This is a genomic window from Salinicoccus sp. ID82-1, from assembly GCF_021991715.1.
GTDB lineage: Bacteria > Bacillota > Bacilli > Staphylococcales > Salinicoccaceae > Salinicoccus > Salinicoccus cyprini.
Genome location: NZ_JAGFLY010000003.1, coordinates 342,110 through 360,670 on the forward strand (window position 1 = coordinate 342,110; position 18,561 = coordinate 360,670).

General features: G+C 47.6%; 22 protein-coding genes. 6 read left to right on the forward strand and 16 right to left on the reverse strand.

Translation table 11 applies throughout. The annotated features are described in order from the left end of the window. Positions 1-10: 10 nt before the first annotated feature. Positions 11-1,159, reverse strand: coding sequence for an MFS transporter (locus tag J4760_RS09515; protein WP_145290455.1), 1,149 nt, complete (start codon positions 1,157-1,159; stop codon positions 11-13). A 73-nt stretch (positions 1,160-1,232) separates the two neighbouring features. On the opposite strand from J4760_RS09515, the gene J4760_RS09520 reads away from it, so the two are divergent. Beyond that, complete coding sequence (locus tag J4760_RS09520; protein WP_145290452.1) at positions 1,233-1,640, forward strand: ion channel; 408 nt, start codon at positions 1,233-1,235, stop codon at positions 1,638-1,640. Between the two features lie 13 nt (positions 1,641-1,653). Here the strand turns inward: J4760_RS09520 and J4760_RS09525 are convergent, their stop codons facing one another. Both J4760_RS09525 and J4760_RS09530 read right to left on the reverse strand, forming a co-directional pair. After that, entirely contained in the window at positions 1,654-2,838 is a 1,185-nt protein-coding gene (locus J4760_RS09525; protein WP_237605531.1) for a dicarboxylate/amino acid:cation symporter, read from the reverse strand. Between the two features lie 92 nt (positions 2,839-2,930). Further along, entirely contained in the window at positions 2,931-3,437 is a 507-nt protein-coding gene (locus J4760_RS09530) for a GNAT family N-acetyltransferase (protein WP_145290447.1), read from the reverse strand. Between the two features lie 109 nt (positions 3,438-3,546). On the opposite strand from J4760_RS09530, the gene J4760_RS09535 reads away from it, so the two are divergent. Continuing rightward, positions 3,547-3,831: a hypothetical protein gene (locus J4760_RS09535; protein WP_237605532.1), complete on the forward strand. Its 285-nt coding sequence runs from the start codon at positions 3,547-3,549 to the stop codon at positions 3,829-3,831. Positions 3,832-3,868: 37 nt separating this feature from the next. Here the strand turns inward: J4760_RS09535 and queF are convergent, their stop codons facing one another. The 5 genes from queF to queC all read right to left on the reverse strand — a co-directional run bounded on the left by queF (position 3,869) and on the right by queC (position 7,030). After that, a complete protein-coding gene (gene queF / locus J4760_RS09540; RefSeq protein WP_145290441.1) occupies positions 3,869-4,357 on the reverse strand; it encodes a preQ(1) synthase in 489 nt (162 codons plus the stop codon). A gap of 114 nt (positions 4,358-4,471) precedes the next feature. Next, positions 4,472-5,167: a DsbA family oxidoreductase gene (locus J4760_RS09545; RefSeq protein ID WP_237605533.1), complete on the reverse strand. Its 696-nt coding sequence runs from the start codon at positions 5,165-5,167 to the stop codon at positions 4,472-4,474. A gap of 77 nt (positions 5,168-5,244) precedes the next feature. Then, positions 5,245-5,964 (reverse strand): 7-carboxy-7-deazaguanine synthase QueE, encoded by a 720-nt coding sequence (gene queE, locus J4760_RS09550; protein WP_237605562.1) that lies wholly within the window; start codon positions 5,962-5,964, stop codon positions 5,245-5,247. After that, a complete protein-coding gene (gene queD, locus J4760_RS09555) occupies positions 5,961-6,371 on the reverse strand; it encodes a 6-carboxytetrahydropterin synthase QueD (RefSeq protein ID WP_145290433.1) in 411 nt (136 codons plus the stop codon). The genes queE and queD overlap by 4 nt, the downstream gene beginning before the upstream one ends. Continuing rightward, positions 6,371-7,030, reverse strand: coding sequence for a 7-cyano-7-deazaguanine synthase QueC (gene queC, locus J4760_RS09560; RefSeq protein ID WP_145290430.1), 660 nt, complete (start codon positions 7,028-7,030; stop codon positions 6,371-6,373). The genes queD and queC overlap by 1 nt, the downstream gene beginning before the upstream one ends. Before the next feature lie 179 nt (positions 7,031-7,209). Here queC and ggt point away from each other — a divergent pair, with 179 nt between their 5' ends. Next, positions 7,210-8,922, forward strand: coding sequence for a gamma-glutamyltransferase (gene ggt, locus J4760_RS09565; RefSeq protein ID WP_237605535.1), 1,713 nt, complete (start codon positions 7,210-7,212; stop codon positions 8,920-8,922). A gap of 152 nt (positions 8,923-9,074) precedes the next feature. After that, the gene (gene trhO / locus J4760_RS09570) at positions 9,075-10,031 is read left to right on the forward strand and encodes an oxygen-dependent tRNA uridine(34) hydroxylase TrhO (protein ID WP_237605536.1); all 957 of its coding nucleotides are present in this window, start codon (positions 9,075-9,077) and stop codon (positions 10,029-10,031) included. Positions 10,032-10,075: 44 nt separating this feature from the next. On the opposite strand, the gene J4760_RS09575 is transcribed toward trhO, so the two are convergent. The 3 genes from J4760_RS09575 to J4760_RS09585 all read right to left on the reverse strand — a co-directional run bounded on the left by J4760_RS09575 (position 10,076) and on the right by J4760_RS09585 (position 12,890). Then, positions 10,076-11,062, reverse strand: coding sequence for an acrylyl-CoA reductase family protein (locus J4760_RS09575; protein WP_237605537.1), 987 nt, complete (start codon positions 11,060-11,062; stop codon positions 10,076-10,078). Positions 11,063-11,139: 77 nt separating this feature from the next. Next, positions 11,140-12,105 carry a bile acid:sodium symporter family protein gene (locus tag J4760_RS09580; RefSeq protein WP_145290418.1) on the reverse strand — a complete coding sequence of 322 codons (966 nt, stop codon included), beginning with the start codon at positions 12,103-12,105 and terminating at the stop codon, positions 11,140-11,142. 146 nt (positions 12,106-12,251) lie between these two features. Then, positions 12,252-12,890, reverse strand: a complete 639-nt coding sequence (locus J4760_RS09585; protein WP_145290416.1) for an O-methyltransferase — start codon at positions 12,888-12,890, stop codon at positions 12,252-12,254. Between the two features lie 296 nt (positions 12,891-13,186). Between J4760_RS09585 and J4760_RS09590 the strand changes: the two genes are divergently transcribed. After that, positions 13,187-14,668 carry an MDR family MFS transporter gene (locus J4760_RS09590; protein WP_237605538.1) on the forward strand — a complete coding sequence of 494 codons (1,482 nt, stop codon included), beginning with the start codon at positions 13,187-13,189 and terminating at the stop codon, positions 14,666-14,668. 104 nt (positions 14,669-14,772) lie between these two features. Here J4760_RS09590 and J4760_RS09595 read toward each other — a convergent pair whose 3' ends face one another. From J4760_RS09595 to J4760_RS09610, 4 genes are all read right to left on the reverse strand, one after another. Continuing rightward, complete coding sequence (locus tag J4760_RS09595) at positions 14,773-15,144, reverse strand: potassium channel family protein (RefSeq protein WP_145290410.1); 372 nt, start codon at positions 15,142-15,144, stop codon at positions 14,773-14,775. A gap of 138 nt (positions 15,145-15,282) precedes the next feature. Continuing rightward, positions 15,283-15,822, reverse strand: a complete 540-nt coding sequence (locus tag J4760_RS09600) for a PadR family transcriptional regulator (RefSeq protein WP_145290408.1) — start codon at positions 15,820-15,822, stop codon at positions 15,283-15,285. Positions 15,823-15,867: 45 nt separating this feature from the next. Continuing rightward, positions 15,868-17,055: a YhgE/Pip domain-containing protein gene (locus J4760_RS09605; RefSeq protein ID WP_237605539.1), complete on the reverse strand. Its 1,188-nt coding sequence runs from the start codon at positions 17,053-17,055 to the stop codon at positions 15,868-15,870. Positions 17,056-17,253: 198 nt separating this feature from the next. Then, positions 17,254-17,448: a YwbE family protein gene (locus J4760_RS09610; protein WP_237605540.1), complete on the reverse strand. Its 195-nt coding sequence runs from the start codon at positions 17,446-17,448 to the stop codon at positions 17,254-17,256. Between the two features lie 203 nt (positions 17,449-17,651). On the opposite strand from J4760_RS09610, the gene J4760_RS09615 reads away from it, so the two are divergent. Further along, positions 17,652-18,140: a metal-dependent hydrolase gene (locus J4760_RS09615; protein WP_145290399.1), complete on the forward strand. Its 489-nt coding sequence runs from the start codon at positions 17,652-17,654 to the stop codon at positions 18,138-18,140. Between the two features lie 12 nt (positions 18,141-18,152). On the opposite strand, the gene J4760_RS09620 is transcribed toward J4760_RS09615, so the two are convergent. Continuing rightward, a complete protein-coding gene (locus J4760_RS09620; protein ID WP_145290397.1) occupies positions 18,153-18,554 on the reverse strand; it encodes an Lrp/AsnC family transcriptional regulator in 402 nt (133 codons plus the stop codon). Positions 18,555-18,561 lie beyond the last annotated feature (7 nt).

Here is an 18,561-nt window from a genome sequence, read left to right on the forward strand (position 1 = left end):
CATGTTTCCCCTAAAGGGAATGCGTAAATCCACTTTTTTTGTGGGCGATCTGGACAGCAGCGAGCAGAATGATCAGAATCAGTCCGATGAACAGAAATGGTGTCTCGAAGTAGGTGGCAAATATTCCGGAAAGATAGGAGCCTGCCACAGAGCCAAGTGAGAAGAAAGAGTAGAAGACGCCATTTGCCTTTCCTCTTTCGTGCATTTCCGTGTTCTGTCCGATGATCTTATTCATGGATGGAAAGATGAAGCTGAATCCGACGCCATAGATCACCATCACAGTATAGATGAGGCCGACTGTCGGCACCACATGCAGAAGCACCATTGCCAGACCCACTATGAAAATGCCGGACGAGACGAGCGCCACTGGACTGTACTTTGAATATATACGATTGATGGGGGTGGCAAAAATCAGTATGGCAACAATGCCGAAGACACTCAGCATGGCCCCTGTCGACTGCTCGGACAGGCCGATCCCTGAAACTTTCAACGGCAGGCCGAAAGCCAGGGAGCCGTTGGAAACCATAAGAGTGAACGCAGATATATACGCTACAATCAGTGAAGGACGCGTAATGATCTGACCAAAGTTTGTTCTGTAGTGGATTTCCCTGCTATGCTCAGTTGTGCTCTCCTTTACCGCAGCAAGAATCAAAGTGGTGCCAAAGACGAAGATGACCGCCATGATGAAATAGACGGTCTGATAGCTTGCCTGGCTTGAGATGATACCGCCGAGTGCAGGACCGAGGACCGCAGCGACTCCGATTGATACACCCGTCAGCGCCATGGAGCGGCCGATGGCCGACTTTTTCGATATATCGGCAACGAGGCTGAACGCTGCCGGTGTCAGCAGCCCACTTGAGAAGCCATGGACGATGCGGATGAGTATCAGCAGACCGACGGAAGGGACCACAGTATAGGTCAATAGTATGATGATCTGCAGCCCCATTCCAAAAAGCAGCATATTCCTCCTGCCGAACTTGTCCGATAGAAAGCCTCCAAAGACGTTTCCGACCATATTGAACAGGGAATAGATAGCTACGATTATTCCGGCTGTATATTCATCTGCACCTAGGGAAAGTGCAAATGGTGTAATGATCGGCAGCTGGACGAACAGATCCAAAAAGCAGATTACAATAATCAGGTATAGAAATTTGTTCATAATCGATATCCTTTATTTTTCGAATTTGTACTACATACCATTATAAACAAATTTTCAATCATGGAGGAATTTCATGGCTCACGTTTTTCTAGGCATTCTTGTGGTCTTCATCGCATTCCAGCTTGGCGCTTTCGCCAAGAAGAAAGGCGAGCTGGGTGACAGACACAGTCTTTCCCTCAACTGGCCACTCTACTTGTACATCTTCACTGTAATGTTCGCATTGTTCGTCATATTCGCCGTCATCTACTACATTATTTCGTTTCAGACATCCATTTACATAAATGGTAACACTGGAGAATCTGTAACTGACTATACCTTTTGGGAGATACTCTACTATAGCGGTGTCACCCTATTATCCATTGGTTATGGCGATTTTACGCCTGTCGGCGTGGTGCGATTTCTATCCTTGTTTGAAGGATTCCTCGGTATCGTCGTCCCTTCTGTAATATTCATCAAGGAAATGTCCAAGAACAATCCATAGGAGTGTTCAATTCCTAGCTGTTCAGTTTCCGCTCATATGCCTGGATGATGCCACTGACCGCACCATCCCCTGTAACGTTGGCGGCAGTACCAAAGCTGTCCTGTGCCATGTACAGTGCAATCATGAATGCCACTGCTGCCTCTGTAAAGCCGAGGTTGCTCATCAACACACCACTTGCGGCCATGATTGCCCCACCCGGTACACCAGGGGCTGCGATCATGACGATACCAAGCAGCATGATTGTGCCGAGCATCGTAAAGAAGCCGGGCAGTTCATAATCCGGGAGTACTGTCATGACTGCAACGGAGCAGCTGACAATTGTAATTGTACTGCCCGAGAGGTGGATGTTTGCGCATAGTGGGATGACGAAGTCGGCCACCCTGCTGCGGATGCCATTTTCCTTGGTCTGTCTCAGTGTCACCGGTATTGTTGCTGCGCTGCTCATCGTACCCAGTGCTGTAAAGTAGGCCGGCAGCATCGTTCTGACCATTTTGAATGGGTTTCTGCCCAGCAGTGCGCCTGCTATCGTGTACTGGATGGTGATCCATACCCAGTGAAGCAGTATGGCTACGAGCAGGACCACGCCGAATACGGCGAGTGTATCGAATACGGTGCCTTGTGCGGCCATTCCGGCGAACACACCTGCAATATAGAATGGCAGAATCGGGATGACGACCTTTTCTATGATGAATTCCACTATATTCTTGCCTTCCTCGAACCATTTTTCCATAAGCGCCGACTTCGTAAGCGTAATGACGATGCCGAATGCGAATGCCAGAACGAGTGCTGTCAGAATATCCATGAGCGGAGCGATTTCAAACTCGAAGAAGGGCTCAAGTCCAGTCCCCTCCTCCGGTACACTGCCGCCATCAGTAATACGGGGCATGACCATCATTGCCACCAGGTATGCGAGGATACCGGCTCCAAGCGTCGATATGTAGGCTGTACCGAGTGTCATGCCGACCACTTTCCCTGATCCTACTCCGATTTTTGAAATACCATTGGCGATGAAGAAAAGAATGATCAATGGAATCATGAAAAATATGAAACTACCTAGAATCGATTCGAAAGTCAGTAGCAGTCTCACCAGAAATGCGAGGATGGTCGACATTCCCTCTGAAGCATCAAGACCATAGTAGAGCCCACCGATGCCGATGCCGACAGCAATTCCTGCAATCAGCCTGAGTATTAATTTCACTTAAAATTCCTCCTTATCTGCAAATCATACTCCTCCATGCTACTATAAGTAGTCAGTAAAAAACTACTCCATATACACAAGTTTTGGAACGTTCAGTCAAAGGTCTTCTCATAGGCGACATACCAGTCGTCCTCATTATCATCCAGGTTCAATTTCCCTTTGAACTGGTAGCCGTTTCTCTCGAACTGCTTCTGCATCTTTTCATTTTCAAGAGAAGTATCCGTGTGTATGCCCCCATAGCCCTCCGACCTGATATGCGCCTCCATCGCCGCCATCATCCTGCGGGCAATGCCATGACCCTGCTTTGATGGATCGACTGCCATCCGGTGCATCGCCTTGCTGTTCTCGCGTGTGAGCGACCATGGTATATCGTCGTAAGGGTAAGGATGGTCGTCATCCACTACTACAAAACCGACTGTTGTGCCCGCTTCTTCGTAGACATACAAGGAGCCGGCCTCAATATCTCTGCTGAATCGCTCACGATTCGGATAATCATCGCTCCATTGGCTGTTGCCTGCAGCAATCATCAGGGGCACAACTTTTTCCTTTATCTGCATAACAGTGTCCAGATCTTCATATACCGCTTTTCTGATACTCATAAGTACCTCCTCAATTTTTACACAATTCATTATTTTCCATTTTTTATATCCATATTATTATAATATAGTGTATAATGGGAGTCGATATTAATATAGAGGGGATTTAAACATGCTGAAATTCGATAAAAACACAATACCATACCATATTACAAATCTGGTATTCTATATTTTTACGCTCGTCGTCATCGGACTGATTTATGTATATGCATTCTATCCACCATTATCCGATATCGCAACGCAGGACTTCTTTGCAAGTTTCGGCCTGCGTGAATCTGGAGGCCTGCTCTTCTTCCTGCTGCTGATCATCACGCCACTGCTTGTGCTGTATGGCGCAATATACCACCTGTTCAGAATCATCACTTTCAATAAAACGAATCGTACAGTATCACAATAAAAAGGAGCCTTTTCAGGCTCCTTTTACTATTCCCGCTTCAGCGGTTATCCACTTTTTCCGGATACATATCATGATTCATCATGCGGTAGTCCGCCATTTCGGCATATTTAGTATCGGGTCTGCCATAGTTGCAGTATGGGTCGATGGAAATGCCGCCGCGCGGAGTGAACTTGCCCCATACTTCAATATATTTCGGATCCATCAGATTGATCAGATCATCCATGATCATGTTGACACTGCTCTCATGGAATCCACCATGATTCCTGTAGCTGAAAAGGTAGAGTTTCAGCGCTTTGCTCTCCACCATTTTGACATCCGGAATATAGCTGATATACAGTGTCGCAAAGTCAGGCTGACTTGTAATTGGACAAAGTGTTGTAAATTCCGGACAGTTGAATTTTACAAAATAGTCGCGTCCCGGGTATTTGTTGTCGAACGTCTCCAATACATCGGGGTTATAGTCAAAATCATATTTTACATTCTGGTTGCCGAGCAGGCTCAGATCCTGCGTATTTTCTCCACTCATCATTCTTTCTCCTTTTATGCAGAGGAACCTTGTAGCGAAATGTACATCCGGTTCCAATGCATCCTAGTTTTTTATAGAGGGTATCGCTAAGTACCTCTCCATCAATTCTTCATTCTACTCGCAGTATTCATCCGTGCAAGTGGCATCCTGACCGTCACTCAGATCAACCGATGCCTTTTCTTCCTGCTGGATCCGCTTCAATACTTCGAGAAACTTTTCCGGTGGTTGTGCACCTGAAATGCTATATTTGCGATTGATCACAAAGTACGGCACTCCTTGAGCACCGAGCTGGTTGGCTTCGTTCTGATCAGTTATGACTGCTTCCTTATAATCGTCAGCAGAGAGCATTTTCTCTACATCGGAAATTTCCAGTCCGATGTCTCCTGAGATCTCCAGGAGTGTCTCCCTGTCTGCTACATTTCTATTTTCTGTAAAATAAGCTCTATAGAGGCGTTCCAGAGCCACATCCTCTTTTCCTGCGCTTTCAGAATGCTTTACGAGACGATGGGCGTCCATCGTATTTGAAGGAACCACTGTATTTAAATTAAGTTCCAGACCCGCGGGGCGGGCTGCCTCACTGATCTGCATGTTCATCTGCTCTGCTTCTTCGATACTCTGCCCATATTTCTTAGCCAGCAGCTCTACCATTGTTTCTACAGGCTCTACTGATGCTGTCGGATCCAGACGGAAGCTTCTATGACTTACCTTCACTTGATCCTTCGCATCAAATTGATCTAATGCCACTTCAAAATTATATTTGCCGATATAGCAGAATGGACATCCTATATCGGACCAGATTTCAACTTCCATGATGACGCCTCCTCTTTTCTATGTTCCATGGATAGTATATCAGTTTCTGCATCTCTTCTTTTAAAAAGTACCTGAATTCAGACGCCCTGCTTATTGCTCCACAGCAGCGTATGCAACTGGGGCAATACTTTCGCGTTGTTCATCCGGGCATCTGCCATGGTCATATCCACGAGCCTCTCATAGCGTTCAAGAAGTCTTGTTGTATGGTTATCGACATTATCTCCAAGGTAGGGGTTGCCGACCTGAAGATAGAAGTCGACATCCGGGTACTTCTGATGCACATCTGCTGCATATTCAAAATCCTTCTCATCGAAGACGACCACTTTCAGATTGTAGTGTGCAGGTCCTTGATCAAGCCCGGCCATTACGCGCTCAAGCTTTTCGAAATCCGTGACCATGCCGGAGCTCGGCGGCTTCGGACTGATGGTGACATCGTCGATTTCACTCAGCCACTCCTGGTACACCGTCCCTTGAGTTTCCACAGCGAGCCTGATACCTCTTTCTTTCGCCTTGGTGACGAATTCCTGCATGTTTTTGAGCAGTGCCGGATTCCCTCCGGAAATCGTCACATGGTTATAGTTGCCGGCTGCGAGATGATCTAGCGATGCCAGAATTTCATCGGCGGTCATCATGCGTATATTCTCCTTCTGGCTGCCATCCCAGGTGAATGCGGAATCACACCAGCTGCAGCTGTAGTCGCATCCGGCCGTCCTGACGAACATCGTCTTCTGTCCGATGACGGCACCCTCCCCCTGGAAGGTCGGTCCAAAAATTTCAAGTACGGGTACTTTCATTATTTTCTGCTCTCCTTAGGCCGGTAGATGACATAGCTTGTCGGCGTCTCCTGCAAGTATATCTGCAGACAGACCGGGCGGTTGTCCAATCCGGCAATGAATGTCTCAACCATGTCATATATGGTCTCCGCCAATGTCTCCGATGTCGGCGGACGTTCCTTGAAGCGTTCATGCTCATTGAGGAGCGTATGATCAAATGCATCACTGATCAGCGATTTAAGTGAAGAGAAATTGACGAGGAAACCGAGATCGTCCAGCTCATCACCGGCAATGGTAATGTTTACAAAATACGTATGGCCATGCACTCTGCTGCATTTGCCCGCCCGCTCGTCAGGGACGTAGTGGGCTGCAGAGAAATTCAGATCCTTATTGAGTTCATACTGGTAGTCGTGTGCAGGTGTCTGGTACATCATTGTCCCTCCTTCTCATCCAAGTATGCTTCGAGACCGGCATTTCTGAGCTGGCAGGCCGGGCATTCGCCACAGCCGTCCCCGATGACGCCCTCGTAGCATGTCAGTGTTCTATTTCTTATATAATCGAGCTTGCCATACTTGTCCGCAAGCGCCCAGGTCTCCTTCTTATCGAGCCACATCAGAGGTGTCTCGATGACAAAATTGCGATCCATTGCCAGATTGGCGGTCACATTCATCGATTTGATGAAGATGTCCCGGCAGTCCGGATAACCGCTGAAATCTGTTTCGCATACGCCCGTGATGATCGTCTTCGCTCCAACCTGATAGGCAATTGCAGAGGCAAACGACAAAAAGAGCATATTCCTTGCCGGAACGAAAGTGTTCGGCACACCCGCTTCCTCATCTGCCGCAATATCCATGTCATGATCCGTCAGTGCATTCGGACTCAGCTGTCCGAGCAGTGACATGTCCAGCACACGATGCTTGAGCCCCTGCTCCTTTGCGATGTTCTCGGCCACTTCTATCTCCGTGCTATGACGCTGTCCGTAATTGAACGTGACAAGTTCCACTTCATCGTAGTGTGCCATGGCATGGAACATGCATGTCGTACTGTCCTGTCCACCGGAGAAAACTACAATTGCCTTCTGTCTGTCCATACATCATCCACCTCATATCTTTCAATATCCAATTATATGATTTTACCAATTTTCATGGTGAATTTCCACTCTGTGATTCGTTATTCCCTCATACCTGGGGCTGAACCGGTGTTTACTGGTATGGATTTTCGGCTATACATCTATAACGCTCTACAGAAGCAGAACAGGAGAGATGAATCATGACAAGTATCGAAGACATCTTTGAAGTGCAGAAGAAGCACTATAGTACAGAAAATCAGACCAAGGGAGATACAGGTTCATACGGCATGGTAGCCAGTGCAATTGAAGAAGCGACGCATGCCGGCAACCAGATGCTCGAACAGGGCGGAAATGCATTTGATGCCCTGATCGCCGTCCAGCTCGCCCTCTCTGTCGTCGAAGGCATGAATACAGGCATCGGCGCAGGAGGATTCATTGTATGCCATGACAGGAAAAAGCAGGAGACAAAGGTGATCAATGCACATTCCCGGTCGCCGGCCGAACTCGGACCAGAATGCTTCCTCGATGAAGATGGTGAAGTCATACCGTTCGACAAGCGCTCTACACATGGCAGTTCCGTCGGCGTTCCCGGCATCATGAAGGGGCTCGGTCATCTCTATGAGAAATATGCCACGTTGCCTCTTGAGACTTTGATTGAACCTGCCATCAGTCTTGCCGAATCGGAATTCAATGTAAACTCCCTTTGGGAACGCACACTTGAACTGTTCTCACATCGTCTTGGCGAAGAGGCGCGGAAGAAGTTCATGCCGGATGGCAAGCCACTCAAGCAAGGGGATTCCATCGTCCAGCCCGAACTCGCCAGAACTTTGAGGATCATCAGGGATAGAGGATTTGATTCCGTATATGAAGGGGAGATTGCCGATGCCATAGTCGATGCCGTCAAGGAGCAGGGAGGTGTCATGACCCATCAGGACCTCATCAACTACCATGTCAAGATTGAAACGCCGCTCTGGACAAAGTACAGAGGTTTCGATATCGCCATGCCTGCGCCGCCGAGCGGCGGCGGTATTGCAGTGGCGCAGCAGCTGAAGATTCTGGAAGGTCTCGACATTTCACAATATGATCCGCATTCCCCTGAAAAGTACCATCTGCTGGCCCAGACCATGCAGCTGGCACTTGCGGATAAGAATACTCATATTGGTGATTCGGACTTCCACGAACTGCCGATTGACGGCCTGCTGCATCCGGACTATATCGATGAACGCAGATCACTGATTTCCACCGAAGACCGTGCCAGAACATATATGCACGGTGATCCATGGAAGTATCAGGAAGGCAGGGATGGTGTCAGTGCAGTCGATCGCTATGTGGACAACGAAGGATTTGAAACCACCCATTTCACCGCTGTCGACCAGTGGGGCAATGTTGCTGCATGTACTTCTTCCATCGAGCGTATCTACGGTTCCGGCATCATGGTTCCGGGTCACGGATTCATCATGAACAATGACCTGACCGATTTCGAAGCGGAACCTGGCCAGGTCAATGAGCCCGATGGACAGAAGTATCCGACAAGTTCCAAATGTCCGACCATCCTGTTCCACGAAGGCAGACCCTTCTTCACCCTGGGCTCTCCAGGTGCGCAGACCATTGTTGCTTCGGTGGCACAGACCATTATCAATGTCATCGACTATAACATGCCACTGGACGAAGCAATCCGCGAACCGAGAATCTATGTCACACGGGATCTCGAGACACAATGGCAGGATGGCCTCGATGATGACGTGCTTGAAACTATGAAAAGAATGGGCTATCATTTTGACCAGTCGTTCAAGGAACAGACTGCCGACACTCGGATCGGTGATATCCAGGCAATCATGATCGACCAGTCGGACGCGCATAAACTGTACGGTGCTGCCGATCTACCCCGTCCTGGAGGCGCTGAAGGCGTGTAGCGTCTTGAAATTGAAGATTTGTTGACAAGTGTAGAAAGTCCTTTCAAATGCAGTGGGGAATTGGTATAATAAACCATTGCATGAAGGGGCTTTTTTTCTTCGTGCAGCTATCAGGTATATCCTGCAAATATAATTTGATAGGTGGAAAAGAAATGGATTATCAAGTTTTACTCTATTACTACTACAATGATATTGAAGACCCGGATGCTTTCGCTGCAGAGCACCTCGAATTATGCAGAAGCATGAATCTCAAAGGCCGTATTCTTGTTGCTGGTGAAGGCATCAATGGTACTGTATCCGGTACTGTGGAAGACACGGAGCAGTATATGGCATACATGAAGCAGCACCCGCTGTTTGAAGGCATCGTATTCAAAATCGATGAGGCCGAAGGCCATGCTTTCAGGAAGATGCATGTCCGTCCACGCCCTGAACTGGTCAATCTCAGTCTGGAAGAGGATATCAACCCGCATGAAATTACAGGGGAATACGTAGAGCCCGCAGATTTTCTGGAACAGATGCAGGATGATAACACAGTTGTCCTCGATGCAAGGAACACATATGAATATGATGTCGGACATTTCCGTGGCGCCATCCGTCCGGATGTCGAGACGTTCCGCGACCTGCCGGAATGGGTTGAGGAGAATCGTGAAATGCTCGAAGGCAAACGTATTCTGACATACTGCACCGGCGGCATCCGCTGTGAGAAGTTTTCAGGATGGTTGAAGCGTGAAGGTTTCGATGATGTCGGACAGCTTCACGGCGGTATTGCCACATATGGCAAAGATCCGGTCGCCAAAGGGCAGAACTGGGACGGCATGATGTATGTCTTCGACGAAAGGCTGACAGTACCGGTCAACCAGGTGGAGCATAATATTGTCGGCAAAGATCATTTCGACGGTACTCCTTGCGAACGCTACATCAACTGTGCAAATCCGGACTGCAACGACCAGATTCTTGCTTCAGAGGAAAATGAAGCGAAGCACCTTGGCGGATGTTCAATCGAATGCACCAAGCATCCGAGAAACAGGTATATCGCTGAAAACAATCTGTCTGCTGAATATGTAGACGCACAAATCAGAATGCTCGAAGAAGAAGCATTTGCCAAATAGAACGAACACCCTTCATCCATTTCATTGTGGATGAAGGGTGTTTTTTAGAATTTGACGATGACACGACCTCTGACATGTCCTTTCAGAATATCATTGAGCGTATCCGGCAGTTCCTCAAGTGCTGCTTCATAGGCAATATGCGTCTCAAGTGCAGAAGGTTTCAGGTCATCTGCGAGACGATCCCATACTTTCAGTCTTTGTTCCATCGGATACTTGACAGAGTCGATGCCGAGCCAGTTGATGCCGCGGGAGATGAAAGGCAGTACTGTCGTCTCGACTTCGATTCCACCGGCAAGCCCGCATGTTGCGACAGATCCACCATAGTCGAGACTGCTCAATATATATTGCAGCGTCTTGCCACCGACAGGATCGACTGCTGCCTTCCACTGCCTCTTCCTCGTGGATTTCCCATCTTCGTCCGTGACTTCGTCACGGTGGATCACCGTGTCGGCACCTAGAGATTTCAAATACTCCGCTTCTTCTGTACGGCCGGTACTGGCAACGACAGTATAGCCCCTATCAGCCAGCATGTTGATCGCAAGACTGCCGACACCACCGCTTGCGCCGTCAACGAGCACCTTGCCGGGACCCGGTTCCAGTCCATTCTCCTCAAGCCGCTGGACGCATAGCGCTGCGGTGAAACCGGCGGTACCGAGTTCCATCGATTCCTTCAGACTCAGCCCTTCAGGCAGTGGCACAACCCATTCCGACGGAATTCTTGCAACTTCACTGAATCCGCCACTGTGGCGCGTACCGATATGGTAGCTTGTCGCGATCACCTCGTCACCCTCTTTGAAGCGCTCATCTTCAGATGATATGACTGTACCGGCAAGATCGATTCCAGGAATGATCGGAAACCTCTCTGCAATGCTGCCTTTCACTGCCACCATGCCATCCTTATAATTTACGCTGGAATAGGCGACCTTGATGGTCACTTCCCCTTCGGAAAGGTCATCCATGCCGATCTCCTTGATCTCCATTGTTGTTTCTGCATCCTTCTTGTCAACAACCAGTGCTCTGAACTTTTCCATATACAGCCTCCTCAATATGAATAATAGAACTTCAATGTTTCCACTATACCCTCGAAACCATCGACATATCCATACGATTACTTCAAAGAGTTATATTTCAATATTTCCATATGATCCTGGTATCTGAGCATCCAGCTGCTCGCAAAAGAGGCGATGACCTGCTGGAACAGCATGCAGAATACAACCGGCATGGCCACTTTCGGCGGAAAGTATGCCGTTGCGATGACGACACCGATGGATATATTCCTCATGCCGACGGTATAGGTCACTGTTGTAGCAATGGATGGGTCTTTGAACAGGAAATGACCGATGACGAGTGCAAAAGCATATGCCGACAAGGTGATGAACAGTACGAGGCACAGTATTGCGACAATGTTCCATGAGAAAGTCTGCAGATAGGGAGCGATGACGCTGCCATTGATCAGGATGATCAGCAGTATGCTGAGCTTTGAAAAGGGGGCGAGCTTTGGCGAGACCGTTTCTTTCACCTTGCCGCGTGTCATCTCATTCAGCAGAATGCCGAGGAGTGTCGGCAGTACGATCATCCAGAAAAGATCTGTAATCAGTTCACCGGAATCGAGGTTGACCGCCGTGCCGCCCACCATGACGAGAATGATCGGAAGTATGACCGGTGCCAGCAGTGTATCCAGCAGAATGATGGAAAGTGCCAGCGGCAGATTGCCTCGGGTGATCGCCACCCAGATGACCGATGTGACTCCTGTCGGTACTGCCACTGCCAGCGTAAAACCGATGATCAGCAGGTGGTCATCAAACAGCAGTGAAGAAAGCATGTATCCCCAGAAAGGCAGCAGGACGTGCAGCATCACAATGCTCATCAGAATCGCTTTCGGGTGTTTTGCCACCATACCGAAATCCTTGAAATCCATCCCCAGCGCGCCGGTGAATGTCATGAAGGCGAAAAGCCAGGGTACAAGAAACAGGAAGGATGCGCCAAAGTCACCAAGCAGCACGCCAATGATGAGACTGAGCGGTGTCAGTAGCGCAAGCCATTTCTGTATGAATCTGTTGAAACGTTTGAGCATGGCATTCCCTTCCTCACTTTTCCATCATCTTATCATGATGGCAGATATTCTGAAACGGGCATTCTTATTCATCCGGAATGATGATAAAAACCCGACTCCAATCTGCTTGCGCGAATTGGCATCGGGTCATGGTTCATATTATATGATTAATCGAGTACGGCGATGATGAATCCATCATGTCCACTGCTGCCGACTGTCTGGACCGCTGTCGCGTCCACACGTGGATGATCTGTAAGTATCTGCAGGAAACGCTGCATTTTAGGGCACGTTGCCTCCTCCGCTTCAAATGTCTCATTTATCTTGCGTTCCGTTACAATGACCGAGCCGCTTTTGGCCATGCCGATCGCCGCTTCCAGATAGTCCGGATAACGCTGCTGGTTGGCATTGATGAATATGAAATCAAAACGCGGGTAGCCTCGCTCCAGCAATTTCGGCAATGTATTCTCTGCAGGTGTATCGATCACTTCGATCTTGTTATCCAGTCCAGCAGCTCTAATGTGCTTGAGCGCTGTTTCTGCATATTCCGGATTGGATTCGATGGTTGCCATTCTGCCTTCCTCCGGCAGCGCCTTACCCAGCCATAGTGTGCTATAGCCACTCAATGTACCTACTTCCAACACCGTTTTTGCACCTTTGATTCTCGCCAACAGCTGAAGAAACTTGCCTTGACCACTTGTTGCTTCAGCTCTTTCTTCATCATTTTCGAGAATCCCTGTAATCACTTCATCTTCAGCATTCAGCTGGGAAGTAAAATACGCGTCCACATCATTCCAAAGTTTGGACATGTTAAATAGTTCGCCTCCGTAGATTATAAACACTTTTTTATAGTACGCTCCAATATTTTCCGAATATTTAATAAACATACTATAGTTCAGCATATTACACTAAAGATGTATGGATTGCAAATGCACCTCCACCGCCTTTTGTATGGCAGCATCTCAAAACCTCTGATATGACTGGTGTGACAGTGGCCTGAGTCAGCAGGCATAATTCTTGTGTTATGAAAGGGTGCATACTAATATAATCAAATGCAGTCATAGTATTATGCCTTCAAATCCAATACATAATAGGAGAACTTTTCATGGAAAAAAATACTGCGACCCAATATGAATACTTGTCGGATAATCCCGATATCAAGACACTGCCCATCATGCTTTCTCTTATTATCGGTGCATTCTTTGCAATTTTGAATGAAACGCTGCTCAATATTGCCCTTACTACGCTGATGGAGCAATTTGATGTCTCCCTGCCGACAGTACAGTGGATGGCCACCGGCTTCATGCTTGTGATGGGGATTGTCATACCCGTATCTGCACTCCTGATACAGTGGTTTACGACTAGACAGCTCTTCCTCGGTACGATGATTGTATTCACCGCAGGAACCATCATTGCCGCCTCGGCCCCGACATTCGGCGTCCTGCTTGCCGGCCGGATGATACAGGCAGTCGGTACCGGCATGCTGATGCCGATCATGTTCAACGTATTCCTGCTGATGTACCCACCCCATAAACGGGGAAAGGTGATGGGCATTGTCGGACTGGTCATCATGTTTGCACCAGCCATCGGCCCTACACTCTCAGGTATCATTGTAGAATATCTTGGATGGAGATTCCTTTTCATCACAGTTATTCCATTCTCGCTATTTTCGATCGTGTTTGCATTCTTCTTCCTGGTCAATGTATCAGAAGTGACACGTCCTAAAATCGATATTCTTTCCGTCATCTTTTCAACCATCGGTTTTGGGGCCACCATCTATGGTTTCAGCTCCGTAGGAGAGAGCGAATCGGGCTTCGCCAGCCCTGAAGTACTGTTATCCATCGCTGTTGGGTTGATCGGTATTTCCCTATTTGTCTATCGACAGCTGCGTCTCGATGAGCCGATCATAGATCTCAGGGTGTTCAAGTACCCGATGTACCGGCATGCCGTCATCATGTTCCTGATCATCGTCATGACCATGTTCGCATCAGAAATCATTCTGCCGATATACATGCAGGGGCCACTGCAGCTGAGTGCTGCTACCGCCGGTCTGCTTCTGCTGCCGGGCAGCCTGCTGAATGGTGCGCTTTCCCCATTCATGGGCCAGCTGTTCGATAAGGTCGGACCAAGACCGATGATGATTCCTGCGACGCTCATACTGACAGGCACGATGTTCATGATGAGCCGTCTTGATACCAGCACTTCGGTATGGGTCATCGTCGTCAGCTTCATGCTTCTCATGATTTCCGTTTCGGCAATCATGATGCCTGCTCAGACGAATGGCCTCAACCAGCTGCCGAAAAACATGTATCCACATGGTACCGCTGTAGTATCCACATTGCAGCCGCTGGCTGGTGCAATCGGCGTATCCGTGTTCATCAGTGTATTGAATGCAAGACAGGCAAGTTTCCTGTCGAATGCAGATGCACCGAATGATCCGGCGACAGTCAACGAAGCCATGGTCGCTGGTGTTGAACTTGTCTACTTCATCGGATTCGTCATCTCGATCGCCGCCTTCCTGATGGCACTGCGCGTATACCGTGCACGTCCGGACGATATGGTGGATGCACAGCCTGAAACAAAATAGCAAAAGGGACTCGGCATCCCATAGAGAAAATCCCCGTGTGATTGTACTCAAAGTGCAACCTTACGGGGATTTTTCAGGTACTCCAAAACAAAAAGCACCTTTTACTATTTTTCATTTCTATTATCGACTGATATATGCTGGTCATCTTCTGGTTTTTCAAGTTTTATGATTGCAAACCCCAATCTTATGAGCAGCATGAGCATCACACCAACGCCGACTATGAGATAGATCATGGTAAACCATTTGCTGAGTGAAGCTTCTGGTGCCAAACCAGTGTTAATACCAGTCGGAATAAGACTGACAAAAGCGAAATAGAACGAGTTGAGCAGTGTCCATCCCTCCGTCTGATGATAGAAAAGAGTCCCGGATAACAGGATGATTGCCAATGTCAGCAGCAACGTTCTGAATAAGGGTTCCTTGCCTATTCGGAATATTGCCGAGATCAGCCGTTTTAAAGTCAGAACAAATGAGATCAACGTTTCCCCTCCTCGATTACTTTAATATTCTATAGAATTGGTTTTCACCTGATGATTATAACCTTTCTGAAAAGACTGCACCATCATAAAAAGAGAAAGCCTGTCCATGCAGCAGGGACCGGCTTTCTCAGAACTGATTCATATTTCATTATTCCTGATGCGTTCGATTACTATTTTGAGCCAGTGGAGTGTATGCTCTTTTCTGGCTGTGACATAGCCTTTCATCAGATCAACCATCTTCGCGTTGGTTTCGTTCACCTGAATCCTGTCTTCCATTTCCCTGACGTATGCCCAGCGCTCTTCGATGCTGACCGCCTTGTTCTCCAATATACGAACAACTTCCTCGCGGTCGACATACTTCAGACATGTCAGACCGACTATCATATCCTTAATATCGCCTGCATTTTCAAATAACTTGTATATTAGCTTCGGCAATGCTTCACGGCCTTTATCCGTAATTGCAAAAACCTGCTTGTCCGGACGGTGGTCTTCCTTGATCACTTCTACAATTTCAATCAGACCTTTTTTGGCCAGGGCATCGAAATTGTAGTACAGCTTGCTTTCGGTCAGGTTCGCCAGTTCATCGAGTGGCAGAGGCTCGGACAGCTGTTTTTTCAGCTTGTAGGGATAGCTGTTGTCCTGCATGAGCCGGCTCAGTATGAATATTTGAATGGACATCCGACTACTCCTTTGTAAAGCATATTATCTTCATTGTAACAGACTTCAGGGTGTCACTTCCGCCGGAGTCGGCATTTTGCTGTCATCAGCTACTGGTGTGTCAAGTTCAACCGGCTTATGAACAAATGCAACAATCATGATGTTGATCAGCATTGCTATCCCGCCGATTGCAGCCATCGACCAGAGAAATGGACCTGCACTGATGCTACCGTAAAGATTTGCAGTATAGGCCTGGACGGAATAGTACATTGGGGAAATATGACTCATCCATTCATATGGTGCATACATCAGGTCGCGTGGCATTGTGGATCCATTTGCCAATGTCTGCATCAGGAGAATCGGTAAGTTGAAGATCATGCCGGCTTCACCGACCAGAAATACAAGAATGGCAGTGAAGTTGAAGGCAACGACATAGTTCAATACTTGCTGTCCTGCCAGTTCAAGCAGCAGGTCGGCACTTGGACCGTTGATCAGGTAGACGATGCCCATGGCAATCAATGTTGAGGTGACTGCGACAATCAGGGCTGTCATCTGAACATAGATGAACAGTCTCGTTCTACTCGCCTTAGCACGATTTTCCCGATATGCACTAATCAGCTGCATCGCACCGATCATGGCACCTGTATAACCGGCCATTGTAAGGAACATCGGCAGCATACTGTTGTTCATGCCATCCGGCACCTCGTTGATGCTGACCACATTTCCAACATATGCGGATTCAATCTGTGCAGACAGTTCAGCAGCCTGTGCTTCTGGTACATTGAAATTCATCAGCACACCTTGTGCTGTCTGCTGTGAAAATTGCATGCCCAATTGGTTATTGATTTCTGAAACAATCGAAGTCATGGTAGATGACACCATCTGTGGTGCAGCTTCGTTGGTAGTAAAGTCGATGGCTGCATTTCCCTTTCCGCCTGCGACATCTTCAGAGAATGTTTCGGGAATGTGTACAACCATCGCCAACCCATTATGTTCCAGGTCATTCATTGCCTGTTCATTTGTCAGATCAGTAGCTATCTCCTTGAAAGGCAAATTCTCCTCAAGCTGGTCAGCAATCTCTCCGCCATATTCTCCAGCGTCTTCGTTGACGATGGCAATGTGCAGCTGATCAATATTTCCGGGTATCGCAGAGTAGCCCGGCAGGAATATGCCAAGCATGGCAACCGCATAAAATACACCCATAAAAATTGTGGCTATTGCACCTTTCGTTCCCAGGAACTTTTTAAAACTCACCACTTATTTCCTTCTTTCTTCTTATACTTTGTTCAAAGTACTTTTATTAGAGTCGAGATGTATCATAATCCTTTTTCATTGCTCTGTCAATAGAGAAATCTGTTTGCATCAATAATTTTTCAATGCATACAAAAACCCCGGACAACGATACATTTTAAAGTACCATTTATCCGAGGTTCGATACGGAAGTATTTTTTCCTATTGGATGATTTCCTTCACTCTGCCTACGATGCCGCTCTCGAGTTTCACTTTGATGCCATGCGGATGCGTCGCCGAGTTTGTCAGCAGTCTTGCGACAACACCTTCCGTCAGTTCACCGGAACGCTGATGATGCTTCTGCACCACCTTCACTTTTGTTCCCGGCCTTATATCATTTCTTCTTGTACCATCCATATCATTTTCCTCCTCATTGCGTTTCCATACATCATAACATGATGATTCTTGGGTGAATCGTTCGAATCATATCCGGATTTGTCGCAAACCAAACATTTATTTTCAAATAGTGAACATATTCATCTTTGATGTTATAAAAATACAGATAAAACGCATATAATATATTATAATTGTTATTCAATAAAAAATAAGGAGGTCGCATCATGACTGGAAAGACACATATATTGGGCGGCATCGCAGCCAGTCTTGCTGTTGCCCATACAGCAAATGAAAATCCACTGATCATGGTCGGTGCGGGAATAGCGGGTGCCCTCCTGCCCGACATCTGTCATAGCGGCAGCATGATCGGCAAAAGGTTTCCCATCCTATCCAGAATCATCAATCTGATTTTCGGACACCGGACCTTCACGCATAGCCTGCTGTTTCTGGTACTTGCATCGTTTCTTATCGACCGGTTCTTTCCGAACGATGTCCTGAAGTACGGACTTTTGACGGGCATGATCAGCCACTACATACTGGACATGGGGACAAAGCGCGGCATCAAACTGTTCTTTCCACTGAACCTTACCGTCCGCTTCCCTCTCACCATCCGTACAGGGAGCAAGGTCGAGAATCTGATTTTCAGTATCCTCACCCTCGTTTCCTTCTATTTCGGATATCAGGCACTCTCATGGTACGGAGTTGGACTCTGATTTCGAAACGATTCAGATTACAATCGATACCTTATAGCTTACATGCCTGCTGAGTGCCGTCAGAAATTCATCCAATGCACCGCTTGATGGAAATCTGCACTCCAGCAGGTAGCAGCTCTCTCCGCTCACCTTATAATTATTTGCAACATATTCTTTCTCCTCATCTATGAATGCAAGATATGGCTCATGGTTGGGACTGCCGGTAAAAATATCTATGAAAACATGCATCGGCATGCCCATTTTCTCTTGGTTGACCTTGATGGTATACCCTTCGATGATTCCCTGGTCCTCCATCTTGGCCACTCTTGCCGACGCAGCAGGGCCTGTAAGGTGCACTTTCTCACCCAGTTCTTTCATTGTCATGCGTCCATTATTCTGAAGCACCTCGAGTATTTCCTTATCTGTTTCGTTCAACTGCCCC